Consider the following 20179-nt stretch of genomic DNA (forward strand, 5'->3'; position numbering starts at 1 on the left):
CGACGACGACGACCAGGCCCCCGGGTGCCCGGGTGCGCCCAAGTCGTCGGCGGACGGGTTCGCGCAGTGCGGTCAGAGGAGTCCGGCTTCCGTCATCAGGTCCACCACCTGGGTCCCGTTCAGGGTCGACGGGTCGATGGTGGGCGCGTCCAGGCTGTCCAGCGGCGGCAGCGGCGAGCGCGCCGGAACACCCGCTATCACCGGATACTCGAAGCTGTAGCCCTGGCCGAGGATGCGCTGGCCCTGCTCCCCGGTCACCCACGCCAGGAAGCGCTGCGCGTCGGCCTGGTGCGTGCTCGAGGCGAGGACACCGCCGCCGGACACGCTGACGAACGCCCCGGGGTCCTGATGGCCGAAGTAGTGCAGCCGGGTGTTGCCGGAGTTCTCCTTCGTGCCGTCCTGGTCGCGGTACCAGTAGTAGTGATAGATCACGCCCACCGGAATCTCGCCCGCGTTCACGGCCTTCATGGTGGCGATGTTGTTGGCGTAGATCTGGGCACCGGCCTTCATGCCGGCCAGCCAGTGGCGTGTGGCGTCGGCGCCCTGTGACTGCAGCATCGCCGACACGATGGCCTGGAAGTCGGCGCCGCTGGGCGCCGCGCCCCACTTGCCGTTCCACGCCGGATCCGCCAGATCCATGAGGGATGCCGGAAGGTCCTTCTCGGCGATGAGGCTCGGGTTGTACACGAGGACCGTGGAACGGGCGGCGATTCCCACCCAGGTCCCGGAGGCCGGCCGGTAGGCGGCGGGTACGGCGGCGAGCGTGTCGGGGTCCACAGTGGCGAACAGGCCAGCGTTGTCCACGAGCGACATCGCCGGGGAGTTCTCGGTGAGGAACACGTCCGCCTTGGAGGCCTTGCCCTCGGCGACCAGCTGATTGGCCAGTTCGCTGTCGCCCCCGTTGCGCAACGATACGGCGATGCCGGTCTGCTTCGTGAACGCGTCGGCCCACTCCTGGGTCAGCTGTTCGTGCTGCGCGTTGTAGATCACGAGCGTGTCGGACCCGGCGGCGACGCCTGCGCTCGAGGAGCAGCCGGTGAGGAGAACGGTGACAGCGGCGAGAGTCAGGATCGCGGCACGGTGGAGCATTGGTGGTCTTCCGAAGACGAACGGGGGTGAGGTTATCCTAACCTACTCTCGGACCTCCCCGGTCGGAGCGTCACACCATGCGGTCGCTCGGGACCCCGGCCCGCAGCTCCGCGAACACGTCGGCCGCCTCGGTGCGCGTCGCCAGCGGGGCGGACTGCCCCGCCCACAGCGACAGGAATTCGCCGAGGTTGCGCGGTCCGGCTTCGGCGCGGAACCGGCCGGTCAGCCAGTTCTGCGCCGGGAACGCGGCGATGGCGCCGGCCGCCTCGATCGTGCGCACGGCCGTGTTCGGGATGCCGCGGCTGAGCCGTCCGCTCATGGCGCGCGTGAGCCGGGTCGTCGTGTCGTCGGCCGCCGCGATGGCCTGCCGGTGCGCCTCGGGTGCCGCCGACTGCCGGGTGCGAAGGAACGCGGTGCCCACCTGCACGCCCGCCGCGCCCAGCGCAAACGCGGCCGCCACTCCCCGCCGGTCCGCGATCCCACCGGCGGCGATGACCGGCACGGCGACGGCGTCCACCACCTGCGGCACGAGCGCGAAAGTGCCGATCAGGGACTGCTCGGCGGGCGCGAGGAACGACACCCGATGCCCGGCCGCCTCGGCGCCGCTGGCGACGATGGCGTCGACGCCGGCGGCATCCATCGCCCGTGCCTCGGCGACGGTCGTGACGGTGCCGGTGATCCGGATGCCGCGGGCGTGCGCGGCCTCGACGAGCTCGGGCGAGGGCACGCCGTACACGACACTGAGCACGGCCGGCGCAGCATCCAGCACGGCGGCGAGCTGGTCCTCCACGGGTGGCAGGAACCGTGCCGGCACGTCCGGGATCGGCACGCCGAGCTCGTCGAACAGCGGCTGCACCGCCGCGGCGGCTGCGGTGAGGTCGACGGCGTCGGGGGCGACCTCGTCGCCGGTGGGCAGCCACAGGTTCACGGCGAACGGGCGGTCGGTGGCGGCGCGCAGCGCGGCGACGGTCTCACGGATCCGCTCCGGCGCGTACCCGTACAGGCCGTACGAGCCCAGTCCCCCGGCGCTGCTCACGGCGGCGGTCAGCTCGATGGAGGACAGTCCGCCGAACGGACCCAGGACGATGGGATGCTCGATGCCGAGCACGTCGCGCAGGCTCATACTGCCGACGCTACGCCCTGTGGCCTTCTGCGCGCGGTCCGCACGTCGCGCATCGCCCCGGTTACAGGCCCTGCGCGAGCCGGTAGTACGCCTGGTTCCACCGCAGCTCATGGTGGAAGGACCGGACCGTGGTGTCCGCGTCGATCACCAGCAGCTCGGTGCGGGCCATCTCGGCGAAGTCGCGCCACGTCTCGATCCCGGCCGCCGTCGTCATCACGGTGTGGTGCGCGGCGCCGGCGGCCAGCCAGCAGGCGGCGGAGGTGGCGAAGTCCGGCTGCGGCTTCCACACCGCGCGTCCGACCGGGAGCTTCGGCAGGTCGGGCGCGGACACGTTCTCGACGACGTTCGCGACGAGCCGGAACCTGTCGCGCATGTCGCTGAGGGCCACCACGACCGCGGGACCGGGGTCGGCCGTGAACACCAGACGCACCGGATCGGCCTTGCCGCCGATGCCGAGCGGATGGACCTCCAGCCGCGGCGTGGCGGTGGTCAGCGCCGGCGACACCTCCAGCATGTGCGCGCCGAGGATCTTCTCGTCCCCAGGGACGAGGTCGTATGTGTAGTCCTCCATGAGCGAGGCGCCGCCGGGCCGTCCCGCACCCATCACGTTCGCGACGCGCACGAGGATCGCCGTCTTCCAGTCCCCCTCGGCGCCGAAGCCGTACCCGTCCGCCATCAGGCGCTGCACGGCCAGGCCCGGCAGCTGCGTGAGCGTGCCGAGGTCCTCGAACGAGGTGGTGAAGGCGCCGAACCCACCCGCCTCGAGGAAGTCCCGCAGGCCGGCCTCGATCGCGGCGCCGTCGCGCAGCGACTGATGCCGGTCGCCGCCGGGTCGCAGTTCCGGCGCGACGTCGTAGACATCCAGATACTCGTCGATGAGGGCGTCGACGGCGGCGGGGGCCGCGGCATCCACCGCCTCCGCGAGCTCGTTCACGCCCCACGTGTTCACCTGCACGCCGAATCGCAGCTCGGCCTCGGTCTTGTCGCCCTCGGTGACGGCGACGTAACGCATGTTGTCGCCGAACCGGGCGAGCTTCAGCGACCGCGCGGCCGCCCAGCCTGCCGCCGCACGCTGCCACTGTTCGATCTGCTGCCGCACGGCGGGGTTCGAGACGTGCCCGACGACGGTCTTGCGCGGCACGCCCAGGCGGGTCTGGATGTACCCGAACTCGCGGTCGCCGTGCGCGGCCTGGTTGAGGTTCATGAAGTCGAAGTCGATGTCGGCCCACGGCAGCTCGACGTTCGCCTGCGTGTGCAGATGCAGCAGCGGTGTGCGCAGCGCATCCAGGCCCGCGATCCACATCTTCGCAGGGCTGAACGTGTGCATCCAGGCGATCACGCCGATCACGTCGTCACGCGCGTCCGCGTCCAGGGCGAGGCGGCGGATGCCGTCGGCGTCGGTGAGCACCGGCTTCCACACCACGGTGACCGGAAGGCCCTCGAGGCCGGATGCCACGGCCCGCGACTGCGCGGCGACCTGGCGGAGGGTCTCCTCGCCGTACAGCGTCTGGCTTCCCGTGACGAACCACACTTCGTAGCCGTCGAGGGAGGTGGACAGGGTCATGGGGCGTCCTTCCGTGGCGCGAGGTGCGCTATCGCGGCGTGTTCGATGGGCAGGCCCGAGCGGTACCGCTCCAGGTAGGCGGCGAACCCGGCGACGTCCTCCGGGTACGGCGCGACCTCGTCGGTCGGGGCGTCCGCGAACACGCGCTCGGTGAGGAAGTCCGACAGCGGGAGGCCGGATGCCGCGGCCGTGAACGCCGCGAGCACGGCGATGCCCCACGCGCCGCCCTCCGACGCGGTGCGGCGCACGACGACGGGGGCGTCCAGCGCGCCCGCCAGCAGCCGCTGGGCGACGCCGGCCGTCCGGAACATTCCGCCGTGGGCATGCATCCGCTCCAGGGCGACGCCCTCATCGACGAGGATCCGCATGCCGAGGGCGAGCGTGCCGAACGCGCCGTACAGCTGGGCGCGCATGGCGTTGGCGAGCGTGAATGCACTGTCCGGGGTGCGCACGAACAGCGGACGCCCGGTGTCGGTGCCGGCGATGGGTTCGCCCGCGAGGTGGTTGTAGGCGAGCAGGCCCCCGGCATCCGGGTCCCCGGCGAGCGCCTCGCGGAACAGGACGTCGTAGACGGCGTCCGCGGCCAGCGGAGCGCCGGCTGCGGCGGAGAACCGGGCGAACATGCCCACCCACGCCGCGAGCTCGCTGGCGCCGTTGTTGCAGTGCACCATCGCGACGGGATCGCCGGCGGGCGTGGTGACGAGGTCTATCTCGGGGTGGGCGTGCGCGAGGGGGCGCTCGAGCACGACCATCGCGAAGATGCTGGTGCCGGCGCTGATGTTGCCGGTCCGCGGCGCGACGGCGTTCGTGGCGACCATGCCGGTGCCGGCATCCCCCTCCGGGGGGCACGCGACGGCGCCGGGGCGGAGCGATCCGGCGGGGTCGAGGAGCGCGGCGCCGTCGGCGGTGAGCTCGCCCGCCGGCGCACCCGCGCGCCGGACGTCGGGCAGCAGGGTGCGAAGCGGAGGGATCCGGCCGGCGGTGAGCTCGTCGTAGCGGCGCAGGAGCGCGTCGTCCCAGTCGCCGGTCGCCGGGTCGATGGGGAACATGCCGGACGCATCGCCGACGCCGAGCACGCGGCGGCCGGTGAGTCGCCAGTGCACGTAGCCGGCGAGGGTGGTCAGGGACGCGGTGTGCGGCACGTGCGGTTCGTCGTCGAGGACGGCCTGGTGGAGGTGGGCGATCGACCAGCGCAGCGGGATGTTCTGGCCGAAGAGTGTCGACAGTTCGGCGGCGGCGGGCCCGGTCGACGTGTTCCGCCAGGTGCGGAAGGGAACCAGCAGGTCGCCGGCGGTGTCGAAGGCAAGGTAGCCGTGCATCATCCCGGACACCCCGATCGCGCGAAGGCGCTCGATCGGCACGCCGTAGCGGCTGCGCACCTGCGCGGCGAGGTCAGCGTAGGCGGCGCGCAAGCCGGTCCAGGCGTCCTCGAGTGCGTATGTCCAGCGCCCGTCGACGTAGGCGTTCTCCCATTCGTGGGCGCCCACGGCGAGCACGTCGGCGGGATCGTCGCCGACAAGGCACGCCTTGATCCGCGTGGAGCCCAGTTCGATCCCGAGGATCGCGCGGCCGGCGGCGATCGCCGCGGCGGTCACGACCTGCTCCGACGGTCGTCGCCGGCCTGGCCGTAGACGTGCTGGTATCGCTGGTAGAGCCGGTCCACGGCATCCTGCGGGATCGGGATCGGCTGGCCGCCCTGCCGGGCGATGTGCACGGTGCGGGCGACGTCTTCGAGCATGACGGCGGCCTTGACGGCGTCCTTCGCGGTCGCCCCGATCGTGAACGGCCCGTGGTTCTGCATCAGCACGGCGCGGGAGCGGTGCTCGCGCAGCGTCTGCACGATGCCGCGGCCGATCGAGTCGTCGCCGATGATCGCGAACGGCCCGACCGGGATCGGTCCGCCGAACTCGTCGGCCATCGCCGTGATCACGCAGGGGATCTGCTCGCCGCGCGCGGCCCAGGCCACCGCGTACGTCGAGTGCGTGTGCACGACGCCGCCGACTTCCGGCATATTCCGGTACACGTATGCGTGCGCAGCGGTATCGCTGGAGGGGCTGCGGTGGCTGCCCGGGCTGTTGGGTACGACCGTACCCTCGAGGTCGCAGAGGACCAGGTCCTGAGGGGTGAGGTCGTCGTAGGAGACGCCGGACGGCTTGATCACGAACAGGTCGGCGCCGGGGACGCGGCCGGACACGTTGCCGCCGGTCCACACGACGAGCCCGTAGCGCACCAGTTCGCCGTGCAGGCGGGCGACATCCTCGCGCACCTCCGCGATAGCGGCATCGATATCCGTCACGGTTCCTCCGTATCTGCAAGGTCTGTTATGTTACCGGTAACACCCCAGGTTGGCCAGCGCGCCACTTCGTGGGGGCGCGGCGGCGGCAACGTTTCGCGGTTGCCGGCGCGCCCCGTGGGATCGTTCGCGCGCCACCGTCCGACATCCGCGCTACCGTTCCACATCCGCGCCACCGTCCGACGTCCGCCCCACCGTTCGACATCCGCGGATACCTCGCGCGCCACGAATCGACACCCGCGCCACCGATTTCCTGCAGCGGATGCCGAATCCGTGCAGCGGGAGCGATGGGGTACTGCCCCCGCATGCCCGCGAAGTGCAACCGCGGCGTCCGCTCCCTGCCGCGTCCGTCCGTGCTCGCGCGCCACCGTTCCACATCCGCGCCACCGTCGGACATCCGCGCCACGATTCGGCATCCGCGCCACGGTTCGACATCCGCGGGTACCTCGCGCGCCACGAATCGACAGCCGCGCCACCGATTCCCTGCAGCGGATGCCGAATCGTGCAGCGCGAGCGCTGGGGTGGCGCCCCGTGTCGACGACGCGAGCCCCCACATCCCGCCCGTGCTCGCGACCACATCCTGCCCGTGCTCGCGACGGTATCCACCCGCGCTATCGATCTCCGCCCCGCCCGGTGCGCCACGTCCCTGCGCGCTCGCGCGCCACCGTTCGACATCCGCGCCACCGACTCCGCGCAGCGGACGTCGAATCGCGCAGCGCGAGCGAGGCAGCGCCGCGCATCGCGCAGCGCGAGCGAGGCAGCGCCGCGCCCTGCGCAGCGCGAAGAGTCCCGGCCCGTGCGCCACCGCTCCACGGTACCGCGCCGGTTTTCGACGTCCGCGCCACAGATTCCGTGCAGCGGATGCCGAATCGTGCAGCGAGAGCGGGAGTGGGGCAATCGCGGTCCGTCGACGATGCGGGTGTGGATCCCGACGCAGTGAGGGTGGAAAGGTAGAACCATGCGGATCGCTGTCACCGGATCGTCGGGAAAGCTCGGCTCCGTCGTCGCCCGCGAGTTGCGCGCGGCCGGGCACGACGTCATCGGACTGGATGCCACGGGCACGCGCGGACCGGGCTTCGTGCAGGTCGAGCTCACCGACTACGGCCAGGTCGTGGACGCGCTGACCGCGGTGAACGACCGGCACGACGGCGTGGACGCCCTCGTGCACCTGGCCGCGATCCCGGCGCCCGGGATCCGCAGCGACGTCGCCACGTTCCACAACAACATGGCGGCCACGTTCAACGTGTTCTGGGCGGCGACCCGCCTGGGCATCCGGCGCATCGTGTACGCGTCCAGCGAGACGGTCCTGGGGCTGCCGTTCGATGTCCCGCCGCCGTATGTTCCCGTCGACGAGGAGTACCCGCCCCGTCCGGAGTCGGTGTACTCGCTCGTGAAGGTGCTCGAGGAGCGGATGGCGACCGAGCTCGTGCGCTGGCATCCCGAGCTGTCCATCACGGCACTGCGCTTCTCGAACGTGATGGCACCCGAGGACTACGCCGCTTTCGCGTCGTACGACGACGATCCCCGCGCCCGCAAGTGGAACCTGTGGGGCTATGTGGATGCGCGCGACGGCGCGCAGGCGGTACAGCGCGCGCTCGAGCGCGCGCCCGCCGGGTTCGACCGGTTCATCGTGGCCGCCGCCGACACGGTGATGTCACGCGGCAACGACGAGCTTCTGGATGCCGTGTTCCCCGGCGTCCCCCGCCGGGCCGACGTGGGCGTGCATGACACGCTGCTGTCGATCGACAAGGCGCGCCGCCTGCTCGGCTACGAGCCGCGCTTCTCGTGGCGCGACCCCGCCGCGCACGCCTGACCCCGCTCACCCCTCGAGCACGACGAGCTCCTGCGTGGCGCGGGTCATCGCGACGTAGCGGTCGACGGCGCCGGTGACACCGTCTCCGAACGTTCCCGTCTCGCGGATCAGCACGAGGTCGAACTCCAGCCCCTTCACGTGCGCGGGGCTCAGTGACAGCACGCGGTCCGTCCCCGTGTAGTGGGCATCGCCCACCACGCACGCCGTGCCCTCGGCATGCGCGGCGAGCCACGCGTCGAGGACCGGGTCGCGGTCGACGGCCGGGCGACGGCGCACCGGGATGCCGGTGACCCGTACGGACGTCGGGATGTCGGCATCCGGCAGCACCGCGCGGATCACGGGGGCCGCGGCATCCATCACCTCCCGCGGAGTGCGGTAGTTCACCGTCAACGACATCTCGCGCACGTGCCGCATCCCGACTCCCGAGAGGCGGTCGGCCCACGACGGCCCGAACCCGCGCCGGGACTGCGCGCGGTCGCCCACGATGGTGAACGAGCGCTGCGGGCACCGCCGCACGAGCATCTGCCACTGCGCGTCGGTGAGCTCCTGCGCCTCGTCGACGATGACGTGCGCGAACGGACCGGCCAGCGCGTCGGGATCGAGGCGGGCGAAGCCGGTCTCGTCGTCCAGCGCGTTGCGCAGGTCGTCGCCGCGCAGCATCGAGACGAGGTCCTCGCCGTCGTCGGCCGTCGCTATCAGGTCGTCGGCGATGTCCGCCCGGTAGGCCTGCTGCGCGGCCGCTTCGGCCGCCCGCTCGCGCCGCACCCGCCCGGCGCGCGGATCGCCCAGGCGCAGGCGCGCGGCATCCAGCAGCGGCAGGTCCTCGACGGTCCACGCGGCGTCGGCGTCCCGCTGCAGCATCCGCACCTCGTCGCCGGTCAGCCACGGTGCGCAGCGGCGCAGGAACGCGGGCACCGTCCACAGGTCGGTGACGACGACGGATGCCTCCACAAGCGGCCACGCGCGACCGAACACGCGGGCCAGACCCTCGTCCTGCCCAAGCGCCTGCCGGAGCAGCCGCAACGGCACGTCGGCGTCGCCGAGCCGCTCGTGCAGGATCGCCACGAGCGACTCCCAGACCTGATCGCGGGCGTCGTTGTGCGCGGTCCCCAGCTCGACAGCATCGAACGCGTCTGCCCAGTCGTCGGCGCTGAGCCGCACGTCCGCCCACGGCGTGTGCACGAGCGTGTCCGCGGTGGGCGGCTCCTCGTAGAACCGCACCGCGCGCTCGATGGCATCCTCCCAGCGCGCGTCCCCCTTCAACCGCGCCACCCGCGCATCCGGTTCGGGCGCGGCATCCGTGCCCTCTCGCACGAGGTCGGCGAGCGTGCACACCTGCACGCCGTCCTCGCCGAGGCCCGGCAGCACATCCGCGACGTACGCGAGATATGGATGATGCGGCCCGATGAACAGCACTCCCCCGCCGCCGCCGGAAAGCCGCGCGTCGGCGTACAGCAGGTACGCTGCGCGGTGCAGGGCGACGACGGTCTTGCCGGTGCCGGGTCCGCCGGCGACGACGAGCGCGCCGTGCGACGGGGCGCGGATGATGGCGTCCTGATCGGACTGGATAGTGGCCAGCACGTCCCGCATGCGCGGTGACCGGCTCGCGCCGAGGCTCGCGATGAACGCGGACTGGTCGTCGAGTGCGATGGTGCTGGCGCCCGCGTCGGGCGCGAACACCTCGTCCCAGTAGTCGCTGACCCGGCCCGCGCTCCACCGGTAGCGGCGGCGGGCGCGCAGCCCCATCGGGTCGGCGGCGGTCGCCGCGAAGAACGGGGCGGCCGCGGGAGCGCGCCAGTCGACCAGCAGCCGAGCCCCGGAAGCATCGGCCAGGCCGATTCGGCCGATGTAGACGGGATCACCGCCCGCGGGATCCATCCGCCCGAGGCAGATGTCCAGCCGGAAGCGGCGCAGCATCCGCAGCCGCGACTGCAGACGCCGCACTTCGACGTCCCGCTCGATCGCGTACTGGCCGTGCCCTGCGGGCGTGGCCAGGCTGGCGGCGAGGCGCTCGTCCAGCTCGGCGACCTCGTCGGCGATCCGGGCGGAGATCGCCGAGAACCGATGGCGGTCGTCGTCGATGAGGTCGGGGGCGGCCTTGGCTGCCAATCGGGCTGGAAGGGCGAAGACGTCGACGGATGTCGCGGGCATGAGACTCCTGCAGGGTGGGCGGAACGACGATTCTGCACCCGACGGGGGCCCTTGCCGCAAGCCCCCACCCGCTGGATACAATGGGAAGGGAAGGATGTCGCAGCGCGGCATCCTTCAGGCGTCTGTGCCCCGCGCGCGCACCCAGTCCCGCGGCGGGTTCAGCCAGTTCGGCGGCGGCCCCGCACTCGGGCGCAGCGGGCGGTAGCGGTGCCATACCGCCAGGAACCGGTTCGACATGTACCACAGTGTGACGGCGGTGACGACGGCGCCCACCACGATCCCCACTGCGACGGCGACGGCCCCCGGGGCACCGAGCGCCGCGCACAGGCCGCCGCAGAACATCCCGGTCACCGACGCCGTGACCAGGATGCTGAGCATCGAGGACGAGCCGAGCACCTGCTCGAATCCGCTGCGGTGCCGCAGGAACGAATACGTCACCCGCATCCCCAGCTCGTCGTCGTGCGTCGAGGCGAGGAACGCTGTCGCGGCGGCGGGATCGATCTCGGCGTACGCGCCGCGGATCCGGTTCATCGCGACGACGTACATGAAGTCCTCCTCCGACACGCACAGCACGCGGATGAGGGTCAGCAGTCCCACGACGGACAGGAACGCGAGGATGCCGAGGGCGGCGACTGCGAACCACGCCGCGAAGTGGCTGGCCTGGCCGAGCAGCCCGACCGTGACGAGCCCCGCCGACACGAGCGTGAGATAGATGGTGATCCGCGTGAGCACCTCGCTCTGCGCGGTGCTGCGTGCGGCGAGCAGCCCCCAGTGCTCGGTCGCGAGGATCTGGAGCCTCCGGGCGAGCGCCGCATCGGCGTCTCCCGCGCCGCCGGTCCCGGCGGAGTCGGCCTGTGTCGCCATGGTCCATGGTCCCACCGCGGTCCCCGCGCGGACATACCCGATCGGCGGCGGGGCACGGACGTAGGGTGGCCCCGTGGCATCCGTTCCCCTGGTGGTCCGGCCCGACGACGAGCCGGCCACGGCGCTGATGTTCGTCATGGCTGCCGTCGACGGCGCGGACGAGGAGTTCCTGCTGGACACGGGCGGGTCGCGCAGCCGTGTGCGCCGCAGCGCCCGCACCGACGCGTGGGCCGTGGACGCCGGCGACAGCGGGTCACGCGGCGTGTTCGGGGCGGCCGGGATCGCCCGGCGGGCGCGGGTGCCGTCGCTCACGCTGGGGCCGATCCAGGCGCGCGATGTGACGATGGATGTCTCCGACGGCGACGCCGACGGGCCGGCGGCGATCCTGGGCCTGGACGTCCTGCGCGGGCATCGGCTGGGGGTGCGCGCGGCGGCCGGCGTGCTCGAGCTCGATCAGCAGGCTGCGGTCGACCGCTGGCGCCCGCTCGCGCAGTCCTCGCGGGGGCATCCGTTCGTGACGGTGGAGTGGGACGGCGCGTCCGCGGCGGCGGTGTGGGACACCGGCGCGAGCATCACCGTCGTCGACACCGCGTTCGCCGCCGCGCATCCGCAGCTGTTCGCGCCGACCGGCACAGCCGGGGCGGGCATCGATGCGCACGGGCGCACCGGCCAGACGTCGCAGGTGCGGATGGCGCCGTGCGAGATCGGTGGCCGTCGGTTCTCCGGATCGGTGGCGGCGACCGCACCGATCGGCGGGCTCGCCCGCCCCGGCGATCCGGCGTTCAGCATCATCCTGGGCTATCCGGTCATCGTGCAGGCGGACTGGGCCGTGGACCTGAGCCTGCGCATGTGGGGATTCCTCGACCGCGTCTGACGACCGGCCCGTGCGCCTCAGCGACGGCGGCGGCTGCTCAGCAGCGGGAACACGAACAGCACGGCCACCATTCCGAGTGCGACGACGATTCCGACGGCCACCGCGATGGGCAGCGTCGTGGCGACGTCGAACAGGAAGAACACGACGCCGGCGGTGAGCAGGCTCACGAGGACCAGCACGGCCTTCAGGATCACGTCGGCCTGGGTCACCAGCCGCGCCTTCTCATGCCGGCGGAACATGCTGCGGTGCAGGCTCACCGGCAGGAAGCCGAGAGTCGTGGTGGCCGCCGCCAGCAGCACCAGGACGAGGTAGGTGACGTGCTGGTGGACGGGCAGGTCCGCGAACGTGGACTGGAACGCCACCGTCAGCAGGAATCCGGCGAGGATCTGCGTCCCGGTCTGGGTCACCCGCAGCTCCTGCACGATCTCGAGCCAGTTCCGGTCGGCGCGCTCGGCGGACGTCTCGTCCCGCCCGTCGGAGACGTCCTCGCGCGCCGACGACTTCTCCTGGTCGCCGGGGGCATCGGCACCGCTCATGCATCCTCCCTCCGCGGGCCGCGTCCGCCGCGGACTCGGACACATGGTGGCATCGGCGCGCGGCCGCCGCCAGGGGCTTGACCGGACCCGTGGATGTCGATCATCCTCACCCGTGCGCGAACGCCGCGGCGAGAACGTCCGCCAGCGCCTGTGCGTCCCGGTGCAGCCCCACGAGTCGTTCGGCCGCGACATCCAGCGCGCGGAGGTCCTCGCCGTGTCGGTCCTCGACGTCATGCGCACGGGCGAGCCGGAGGTCCGAATGCAGGTTGATGGATGCCGCGGCCGTGCCGGCCACGAGCGCCTGGGCGGCGACGGCCAGGTCCACCGCAAGGGCGGGGTTTCCGATGTCGGCGAGCAGGCGCAGCACGTCCCGCAGCGGGACACCGACCTCGCCCAGGTCTGCCGACGACTGGGCGGCCGCTATCGCGGCGCGTGCGACCCGCTCATCACGCGCAGGATCACGGGCGTTCAGCGCCAGTGCCGCCCCGAGCTCGGCCGACTGCACCCCGTCCGCCTCGGATCCCTCGAGTGCATCCACGCTCAGCTCGGAGAGCTGGCGGCGGCATTGCGCGATGCGGGCATCATCGGACGAGTAGCCGGCGACCATCCGCAGCAGAGCCGCCGAAAGCCCGAGCATGACCGCACTCGCGGCCCCGCCCCCGGGAGCCCCGCTGGGCTGGCCCAGCCGATCCAGCCACGATGCGAGTGAAATGGATGCCGGCACCCGCGAGGAGTCCATGCCTGCTCCGATCCTTGGTCAGGGCTGCACAATCTGCGCATCCACGCGGTCCCGGACCGCGTGCGGGTCGAGGCCCCGGTCGACAGCGCTGAGCTCGGCGAGGGTCTCCATCTCGTCGCGGCAGGCCGCGCACCCGGCCAGGTGGGCGCGGAACGAGTCGGGCAGGGGGATGTCGCGATCCAGGAGATCCTCGAGCACTATGTCTGAGCGGTCGAAGCAGGCGTCGCAGGACATCCACGGCTCGAAGCTGCGGGCGGTCTGGGCGAGCACGGCGTGCATCCCGGGTTCTTCGATGGTCATCGGTTCACCTCCTCCGCGGCCGCGGGCGGCAGGAAGCCCTGAGCCTGCAGCTGCTCCCGCAGACGCTTGCGAGCATCGTGCAGGGTCTTGTACACAGTGTTGCGGGTCGTGCTCAGCCGGTCTGCGACGACGTCGATGGGGATGCCCTCCACGACGATCGCCAGCAGGATCCGGCGCTGGTGCGGTGTGAGGCATTCGTCGATCCCCCGGCGCAGGGCCTGCGCCAGCGCGCGGCCCTCGGCATGGGCGAGCGGGTCGCCGATCGGGGACGCCAGGTGCGGGATCGCATCCAGGTCGACCTCGGCGTGCGTCCACAGTTCGCGGCGCACGGCGGTCGCCGTGTGCAGGATCGCGAACTTGTACGCCCACGTCGTGAAGCGGCTGCGCCCTTCGAAGCTGTCGAGCCTGCGCAGGATCGCCATCACCGCCTCGTCGGCGCTGGACTGCACGATCTCCTCGGCGCGGGCACGTCCGAGGCGGCGCGCCTCGCTCATCCGCGCGAGCTTGTATCGCGACGCACGGATCATCAGCTCGTGCAGTCGGCGGATGGCGTCATCCCGGACAAGGCCGTCGCCGTGCAGGCCCGCGATCCAGTCGTCGTCCGGATCCGCCGGCGCCGCGTCGATCTCGAACGCCACCACGGGGTCGACGGCGCGGGCGACTCCGCCGTCATCGTCGAGCGGTTCGTCCCGGTCGAGCACATCCTCGGCGCGGTTCTCCATGCCCTGTTTGTATCACCGGCCGGCGAGTTCTTACCAGGCATTTCTCGTCCCGCCGGATCCGGTAAGACCGGGCACCGCCACGGCACTGATCGGTAATGGCATTCAGCCACCCGAACAGAGAGGTACCGGATCATGTACGCACACAACAACCGTCCCGGGATCGCCGTCGCCACGCTGTCGGTGGTCGGGGTGCTGGGCACGCTGGGACTGGCCGGTTGCGCGCCCGCCGGCTCGGTCACCGCCGAGGCCGCACCGATCGCCGTCGGCGCCATGGACATGTCGCAGATGCACAAGGGGTCGGATGCCGACGCGCGGGTCGCCATGTATACCGCGATGGCGCACCTGTGGGCCCAGCACATGGAATGGACGTACGCGACCGTGGTCGCTTTCGCCGAGGGCTCCCCCGCACTGGGTCCGACACTGCAGCGGCTGCTGCAGAATCAGGCCGACATCGGAGACGCTATCCGTCCGTTCTACGGCGACACGGCCGGCGACCGGCTCACCGCTCTCCTGAAGACGCACATCGAGGAGGCCGTTCCCGTGCTCACGGCGGCGAAGGCCGGAGACAGGGCCGGGCTGAAGACATCCCTCGACGCCTGGTACGCGAACGCGACCGAGATCGGCGACTTCCTCGCTTCCGCCAACCCGCGCTGGCGCAAGAGCGACATGGAGGAGATGATGCGCACGCACATCACGCAGACCGTCGCATACGCGTCGGACGCGCTGGCCGGTGACTACACGAAGGCGATCGCCGACTACGGCGTCGCCGAGCACCACATGCAGGACATGGCCGACATGCTCGCCGACGGCATCATCCGGCAGTTCCCCAAGCAGTTCCGCTGAGCGGCGACGATCATGGCCACGCAGCTGCTGCAGGAATCCGCGCCCCGACCCGCCGGCGACGTCACGTCCGCCGGGGCCGACATCACTCCCGGCCGCCGTGCCGCCTCGGGCGGGCACTACCTCCGGGCCCGCGAAGCGCGGGCGATAGCGGTGGTGCGGATGGCGTTCGGCGTGATCTGGGCCGTGGATGCGGCGCTGAAGTGGCTGCCGTCGTTCGCTGCGTACGCCCTCATGGACACGCTCGGCGACGCCGCCGTCGGCCAGCCGCCGCTGGTCCAGGGGTGGATCGACGGCTGGATGAGCGTGGCGGACGCGTTCCCGGTGGGCCTGGCGATCTCGCTCGCGCTGGCCGAGACATCCATCGCCGTCGGCCTGCTCAGCGGCGCCTTCACGAACGCCGTGTGCCTGGCGGGCGCCGTCGTGTCGCTGCTGATCTGGTCGACCGGCGAGGGGTTCGGCGGACCGTACGGCGACGGCTCGACGGATGTCGGCGCCTCGCCCATCTACATCCTCGTCTTCGCACTGCTGGCCGTGGTCGGTGCCGGCGGCACGTGGGGACTGGACCGGCTGCTGCACCCGCACCTCGGACGGTTCCGGTGGGTCAGCAGCCGGCCCTCAGGGGGGCTGGACTGACGGCATTTCCTCCTCTTGCGGGCCCCGCGATTCAGCGTTAATCTGATTAACATGAAATCGCGGGGCTACCGCATGCGGGCTCGCGCGGACGCGGTCGCCGCTACCGGGGCCCAGATCCTCGCGGCCGCGCAGGCTCGGCTGACAGCACAGGCGTACGACGAGGTCATGCTCGACGACGTGGCGGCGGATGCCGGGGTGACCGTGCAGACGGTGCTGCGCCGCTTCGGGTCCAAGGAAGGGCTCGTCCGGGCGATCGCCGGGCGGCTGGGCGACCAGGTGGTCCCGCAGCGGGATTCCGCTCCGGCCGGGAATACCGCGGCCGCGCTGCGCGTGCTGATCGACCACTACGAGCAGTTCGGCGACATAGTGATGCAGGTTCTCCGGCAGGAGCTGCGGATTCCGGTGTTCGCCGAGATCACGGCTTTCGGGCGGTCGTATCACGACGCCTGGGTCTCGCGGGTGTTCCAGCCCTGGCTCGAGGCGGCCGACGATCGCGACATCCTGCACGCCCAGCTCGTCGCCGCGTGCGACGTGTACACGTGGTTCCTGCTGCGCCGCCAGACGGGGCTGTCGCGCCGCTTCACCGAGGACGCCATCCGAGGACTCGTCGAAGGAGTTCTGACATGAAGATCCTGGCATACACCTCGCCCTCGCGAGGCCACCTGTTCCCGCTGCTGCCGATCCTGATCGCGCTGCGCGACCGCGGCCACGAGGTCGCCGTGCGCACTCTCGCGGCCGGCGTGGACACCGCGCGCGCGTGCCGCTTCACGGCCGCCGCCATCGATCCGCGCATCGAGGCGATCGAGCAGGACGACTACCGCGCGAAGACGGCGCTGGGCTCAGTGAAGCGCAGCACCGCGGTCTTCGTGGTCCGCGCGGGCATCGAGGTCCCCGACCTGCGCGCGGCGATCGCCGCAGAGGCCCCCGACATCCTCATCGTCGACATCAACTGCTGGGGCGCCGCGGCGGCGGCTGAGAAGTCGGGGCTGCCGTGGGCGACGTTCCTGCCGTACCCGGCGCCGTTCCCCGGCGCAGGCATCCCGCCGTTCGGGCCGGGGCTTCGACCCGCGCGCGGGATCGCCGGCCGGCTGCGCGACCGGCTCCTGGGCCCGATCGTCATCGGCGGCGTCGAACGCTCGATGACGCCCCCGCTGAACACGGTGCGCGGCGGCGTCGGCGTCCCGCCCACCCGCACCGTCCGGGACATCTTCACCCGCGCGCCGCTCACGCTGTACCTGACCGCGGAGCCGTTCGAGTACCACCGCACCGACTGGCCGGCCTCGTACCGGCTCGTCGGCCCGGTCTCCTTCGATCCGCCCGCGGCGGCCCCGGCATGGCTCGACGACATCCACACGCCGATAGTGCTCGTCACGACGTCGTCGGAGTTCCAGGACGACGGCTCCCTGATCCAGGCGGCCCTTGACGGCCTGCGCGACGAGGACGTGTTCGTCATCGCCACGCAGCCGGCCGGCGATCCGACCGCCTTCGAGATCCCGGCCAACGCCCGCGTCGAACGATGGGTGTCGCATGCGGCCGTGCTGCCGCGGGCGGTGTGCGTTGTGACGCACGGCGGGATGGGAGCGACGCAGAAGGCGCTCGCTGCAGGCGTGCCGGTGGTCGCGGTTCCGTTCGGCCGCGACCAGCACGAGGTCGCGCGGCGCGTCGAGGTCAGCGACGCCGGCGTGCAACTCCCGTCGTCGAGACTGTCCCCCGCCCGCATCCGCGAGGCCGTCCGCGACGCCCGGACGAAGGGGGAAGCCGCGCGCAGGCTCGCCGGCGAGCTCGCCGCTGCGGGCGGAGCGGCGCGGGCGGCCGCGGAGGTGGAGGCACTGCCGCGGGCGGTGCAGCGGGCCTAGCCGCTACAACCAGCTCCGCGACTTGAAGACGAGGTACAGCGTCACGCTGAAGCCGGCCATCACCAGCAGCGCGAGCGGATAGCCGAACGGGAACGACAGTTCCGGCATCGCGTGGAAGTTCATGCCGTAGATTCCGGCGACCAGCGACGGGGCGAACAGGATCGCCGCCCAGCTGGAGATCTTCTTGGCCTGCTCGGCCTGCTTCAGGCTCGTCTCGCTCAGTCGCTGCATCTGCTCGTTCTGGCGTTGGGCGACGAGGGTTGCATGCACCTGGAGGGCGTTCTGCAGCGTCTGGCGCAGCTCGTCGGCCTTCTCGGTGATCCGGATGACGTGGTCGGCGACGTCACGGAACGAGCGCCGCAGCTCCAGGCCCGCGGGGTCGGACTCCGGCAGCCGCGCGCGCACGCCTTCGATCATCTGCGCGAGGGGCTTCACGGCGCGCTGGAACTCCATCACCTCGCCGGACAGGTCGTAGATCCGCCGGGCCACGGCGGCGTCCCCGGTGAACAGCTGCTCCTCGATCTCGTCGATGTCGTTCTCGAGCCCGGCGATGACGGGCGCGTAGTCGTCCACGATCCGGTCGACGATCCCGTAGAGCACGGCGAGCGGTCCCCGGGCCAGCAGCTCCGGTTCCCGCTCGAGCCGGTCGCGCACCTGCGCGAGGTCGGGAGCCTCGGCGTGCCGGATGACCACGACGAAGTTCGCCCCGACGAAGAGATGCACTTCGCCGAACTCGACACGCTCGTCGGGATCGAGGTAGCGCGCGGGGCGCAGCACGATGAAGCGGGTGTCCGCGTACTGTTCGAGCTTGGCGCGCTGGTGCCCGCTGAGCGCGTCCTCGACGGCCAGGGTGTGCAGGCCGAACTCCGCGGCGACCGCGTCCAGTTCGGTCGCGTCGGGCCGATACAGGCCGATCCAGGCGAAGCCGCCGTGCTCGTCCAGCGCCTCCCACGTGGCATCCAGGCTCGCCGGTGTCGCCACACGGTGCCCGTCGTCCGCGTAGATGGCATTGCCCATGACCGTCACGCGCTCCAGTGTGGCACGGTGGGCGTGAGCCCCGGCGCCGAGCCTGCGCTGGGGACGCGGGGGATGGGGCTCGGGCGCCGGGGAGCCTTGTCAGGGCATCTTCGCGTAGGCCGGCAGGGTCAGGAAGTCCGCGAACCTCTCGGACAGCGCCATCTCGGTGAACGTGTCCCGCGCGTCCGCCCAGCGGCCGGCGGCGAAGCCATCACCCTCCCGCCGGCGGATGGCGTCCAGCTCCTCCTCGATGATCTGCTCGACCAGGCCACGGGTCACCGCCTGTCCGTCGGCGAGCGTGACGTCGTTGTGCAGCCACTGCCACACCTGACTGCGGGAGATCTCGGCGGTCGCGGCGTCCTCCATGAGGTTATTGATGCCGACGGCGCCCGAGCCGCGCAGCCACGACTCCAGGTACTGGATGCCGACGCTCACGTTGCCGCGCAGACCCTCCTCGGTGACCTGTCCACCCGCCGAGGCGATGTCCAGCAGCTGTGCGGCCGTCACGTCGACCTCGGGTCGTGTGCGCTCGAGCTGATTCGGCCGGTCGCCGAGCACGGCGGTGAACGCCTCGCGGCAGATCTCCACCATGCCGGGGTGCGCAACCCACGAGCCGTCGAAGCCGTCGGCGGCCTCCCGGCGCTTGTCGTCGAGCACTTTCGCGAACGCCTTTTCGTTGGCTTCCGGATCCCGGCTCGGGATGTACGCGGCCATCCCGCCGATCGCGTGCGCACCGCGCTTGTGGCACGTCGCCACCAGCAACTCGGTGTACGCCCGCATGAACGGCACCGTCATCGTGACCGAATTGCGGTCCGGGAGCATGAAGTCGCGGCCGCGCGTGCGGAAGTACTTGATGATGCTGAACTGGTAGTCCCAGCGGCCGGCATTCAGCCCGGCGGAGTGCTCACGCAGCTCGTAGAGGATCTCCTCCATCTCGAACGCGGCGGGGAACGTCTCGATCAGGCACGTGGCGCGGATGGTCCCCCGGGGGATGCCGACGAGCTCCTGCGCGCGGATGAACACGTCGTTCCACAGGCGGGCCTCCAGATAGCTCTCCATCTTCGGCAGGTAGAAGTACGGTCCATGTCCGCGGGCGATCTGCGCCCGCCCGCACGTCACGAGGTACAGGGCGAAGTCGACGAGCGCCCCGGACATCGGCTCGCCGTCGACGAGGATGTGCTTCTCGGGCAGATGCCATCCGCGTGGCCGCACGACGATCGTGGCCAACTCCGCATCCGGCCCCAGCTCGTAGCGCTTGCCGGCCTTGTTCGTGAAGTCGATAGTGCGGTCGATCGCGTCGCGCAGGTTCAGCTGCCCCTGAATGACGTTCTCCCACAACGGGGTGTTTGCGTCCTCATGGTCGGCCAGCCACACCTTGGCTCCCGAATTGAGCGCGTTGATCGTCATCTTCCGGTCGGTCGGGCCGGTGATCTCCACACGCCGGTCGACCAGGCCCGGCGCCGGGGGCGCCACTTGCCAGCCAGGGTCGTCCCGGATGGCGGCCGTGTCGGGCCGGAATCCGAACACGTCACCCGCCGCGATCTCCTGGAGCCGGCGCTGGCGCATCGCGAGGAGCTCACGCCGGCGGACATCGAACTCCCGATGCAGGGCGGCCAAGACCCCGAGGGCCTCCGGCGTGAGCACCTCCTCGAATCGGTCGAGCATGGGACCCACCACGTGCGCGTTGGTGTCGGTGCTCATGGATTCATACCTTTCGGATCGTCGGATGTCGTCGCGGCCGATGCCGTGCTGCGCTGGAGTG

Annotated in this window: 19 protein-coding genes; 6 read left to right on the forward strand and 13 right to left on the reverse strand. The window is 71.5% G+C overall.

Annotation, left to right across the window (positions count from 1 at the left end; genetic code table 11):
• Nucleotides 1-72: 72 nt before the first annotated feature.
• From GH740_RS01215 to GH740_RS01235, 5 genes are all read right to left on the reverse strand, one after another.
• Complete coding sequence (locus GH740_RS01215) at nucleotides 73-1089, reverse strand: iron ABC transporter substrate-binding protein (RefSeq protein WP_153744291.1); 1017 nt, start codon at nucleotides 1087-1089, stop codon at nucleotides 73-75.
• Between the two features lie 70 nt (nucleotides 1090-1159).
• Complete coding sequence (locus GH740_RS01220; RefSeq protein WP_153744292.1) at nucleotides 1160-2212, reverse strand: nitronate monooxygenase family protein; 1053 nt, start codon at nucleotides 2210-2212, stop codon at nucleotides 1160-1162.
• 61 nt (nucleotides 2213-2273) lie between these two features.
• Nucleotides 2274-3776, reverse strand: coding sequence for an L-arabinose isomerase (gene araA / locus GH740_RS01225; RefSeq protein WP_153744293.1), 1503 nt, complete (start codon nucleotides 3774-3776; stop codon nucleotides 2274-2276).
• Nucleotides 3773-5371 (reverse strand): xylulokinase, encoded by a 1599-nt coding sequence (locus GH740_RS01230; RefSeq protein ID WP_367640239.1) that lies wholly within the window; start codon nucleotides 5369-5371, stop codon nucleotides 3773-3775. Before GH740_RS01230 ends, araA begins: the two co-directional genes overlap by 4 nt.
• Nucleotides 5368-6072, reverse strand: coding sequence for an L-ribulose-5-phosphate 4-epimerase (locus GH740_RS01235; protein WP_367640241.1), 705 nt, complete (start codon nucleotides 6070-6072; stop codon nucleotides 5368-5370). Before GH740_RS01235 ends, GH740_RS01230 begins: the two co-directional genes overlap by 4 nt.
• A gap of 955 nt (nucleotides 6073-7027) precedes the next feature.
• Here GH740_RS01235 and GH740_RS01240 point away from each other — a divergent pair.
• Nucleotides 7028-7882, forward strand: a complete 855-nt coding sequence (locus GH740_RS01240) for an NAD(P)-dependent oxidoreductase (RefSeq protein WP_153744294.1) — start codon at nucleotides 7028-7030, stop codon at nucleotides 7880-7882.
• Between the two features lie 6 nt (nucleotides 7883-7888).
• Here the strand turns inward: GH740_RS01240 and helR are convergent, their stop codons facing one another.
• Nucleotides 7889-10033 (reverse strand): RNA polymerase recycling motor ATPase HelR, encoded by a 2145-nt coding sequence (gene helR / locus GH740_RS01245; RefSeq protein WP_153744295.1) that lies wholly within the window; start codon nucleotides 10031-10033, stop codon nucleotides 7889-7891.
• A gap of 114 nt (nucleotides 10034-10147) precedes the next feature.
• Entirely contained in the window at nucleotides 10148-10897 is a 750-nt protein-coding gene (locus GH740_RS01250; RefSeq protein WP_153744296.1) for a hypothetical protein, read from the reverse strand.
• 73 nt (nucleotides 10898-10970) lie between these two features.
• Here GH740_RS01250 and GH740_RS01255 point away from each other — a divergent pair, with 73 nt between their 5' ends.
• Nucleotides 10971-11771, forward strand: a complete 801-nt coding sequence (locus GH740_RS01255; protein ID WP_153744297.1) for an aspartyl protease family protein — start codon at nucleotides 10971-10973, stop codon at nucleotides 11769-11771.
• A 17-nt stretch (nucleotides 11772-11788) separates the two neighbouring features.
• Here the strand turns inward: GH740_RS01255 and GH740_RS01260 are convergent, their stop codons facing one another.
• The 4 genes from GH740_RS01260 to GH740_RS01275 form a co-directional block, all read right to left on the reverse strand.
• On the reverse strand, nucleotides 11789-12307 hold the full coding sequence (locus tag GH740_RS01260; protein ID WP_216644876.1) for a DUF6328 family protein: 519 nt from the start codon (nucleotides 12305-12307) through the stop codon (nucleotides 11789-11791).
• Nucleotides 12308-12413: 106 nt separating this feature from the next.
• Nucleotides 12414-13046 (reverse strand): cyclodeaminase/cyclohydrolase family protein, encoded by a 633-nt coding sequence (locus GH740_RS01265; protein WP_153744298.1) that lies wholly within the window; start codon nucleotides 13044-13046, stop codon nucleotides 12414-12416.
• A gap of 18 nt (nucleotides 13047-13064) precedes the next feature.
• Nucleotides 13065-13346: a hypothetical protein gene (locus GH740_RS01270; RefSeq protein WP_216644877.1), complete on the reverse strand. Its 282-nt coding sequence runs from the start codon at nucleotides 13344-13346 to the stop codon at nucleotides 13065-13067.
• Nucleotides 13343-14068, reverse strand: coding sequence for an RNA polymerase sigma factor (locus tag GH740_RS01275; protein WP_153744299.1), 726 nt, complete (start codon nucleotides 14066-14068; stop codon nucleotides 13343-13345). The genes GH740_RS01270 and GH740_RS01275 overlap by 4 nt, the downstream gene beginning before the upstream one ends.
• 132 nt (nucleotides 14069-14200) lie before the next feature.
• Here GH740_RS01275 and GH740_RS01280 point away from each other — a divergent pair, with 132 nt between their 5' ends.
• From GH740_RS01280 to GH740_RS01295, 4 genes are read left to right on the forward strand one after another with little or no spacing between them, the layout of a single operon-like run.
• Nucleotides 14201-14911, forward strand: coding sequence for a hypothetical protein (locus tag GH740_RS01280; RefSeq protein WP_153744300.1), 711 nt, complete (start codon nucleotides 14201-14203; stop codon nucleotides 14909-14911).
• A 12-nt stretch (nucleotides 14912-14923) separates the two neighbouring features.
• The gene (locus GH740_RS01285; protein WP_153744301.1) at nucleotides 14924-15544 is read left to right on the forward strand and encodes a hypothetical protein; all 621 of its coding nucleotides are present in this window, start codon (nucleotides 14924-14926) and stop codon (nucleotides 15542-15544) included.
• A 51-nt stretch (nucleotides 15545-15595) separates the two neighbouring features.
• Nucleotides 15596-16171, forward strand: coding sequence for a TetR/AcrR family transcriptional regulator (locus tag GH740_RS01290; protein WP_153744302.1), 576 nt, complete (start codon nucleotides 15596-15598; stop codon nucleotides 16169-16171).
• Nucleotides 16168-17400 carry a glycosyltransferase gene (locus GH740_RS01295; protein ID WP_153744303.1) on the forward strand — a complete coding sequence of 411 codons (1233 nt, stop codon included), beginning with the start codon at nucleotides 16168-16170 and terminating at the stop codon, nucleotides 17398-17400. Before GH740_RS01290 ends, GH740_RS01295 begins: the two co-directional genes overlap by 4 nt.
• Before the next feature lie 3 nt (nucleotides 17401-17403).
• Here GH740_RS01295 and GH740_RS01300 read toward each other — a convergent pair whose 3' ends face one another.
• Together GH740_RS01300 and aceB are read right to left on the reverse strand one after the other, a co-directional pair.
• Nucleotides 17404-18426 carry a magnesium and cobalt transport protein CorA gene (locus tag GH740_RS01300; RefSeq protein WP_367640247.1) on the reverse strand — a complete coding sequence of 341 codons (1023 nt, stop codon included), beginning with the start codon at nucleotides 18424-18426 and terminating at the stop codon, nucleotides 17404-17406.
• A gap of 90 nt (nucleotides 18427-18516) precedes the next feature.
• A complete protein-coding gene (gene aceB, locus GH740_RS01305; protein ID WP_153744304.1) occupies nucleotides 18517-20118 on the reverse strand; it encodes a malate synthase A in 1602 nt (533 codons plus the stop codon).
• Nucleotides 20119-20179: the final 61 nt, after the last annotated feature.

The sequence above is a fragment of the Microbacterium sp. SYP-A9085 genome, assembly GCF_009649635.1.
Lineage (GTDB): Bacteria > Actinomycetota > Actinomycetes > Actinomycetales > Microbacteriaceae > Microbacterium.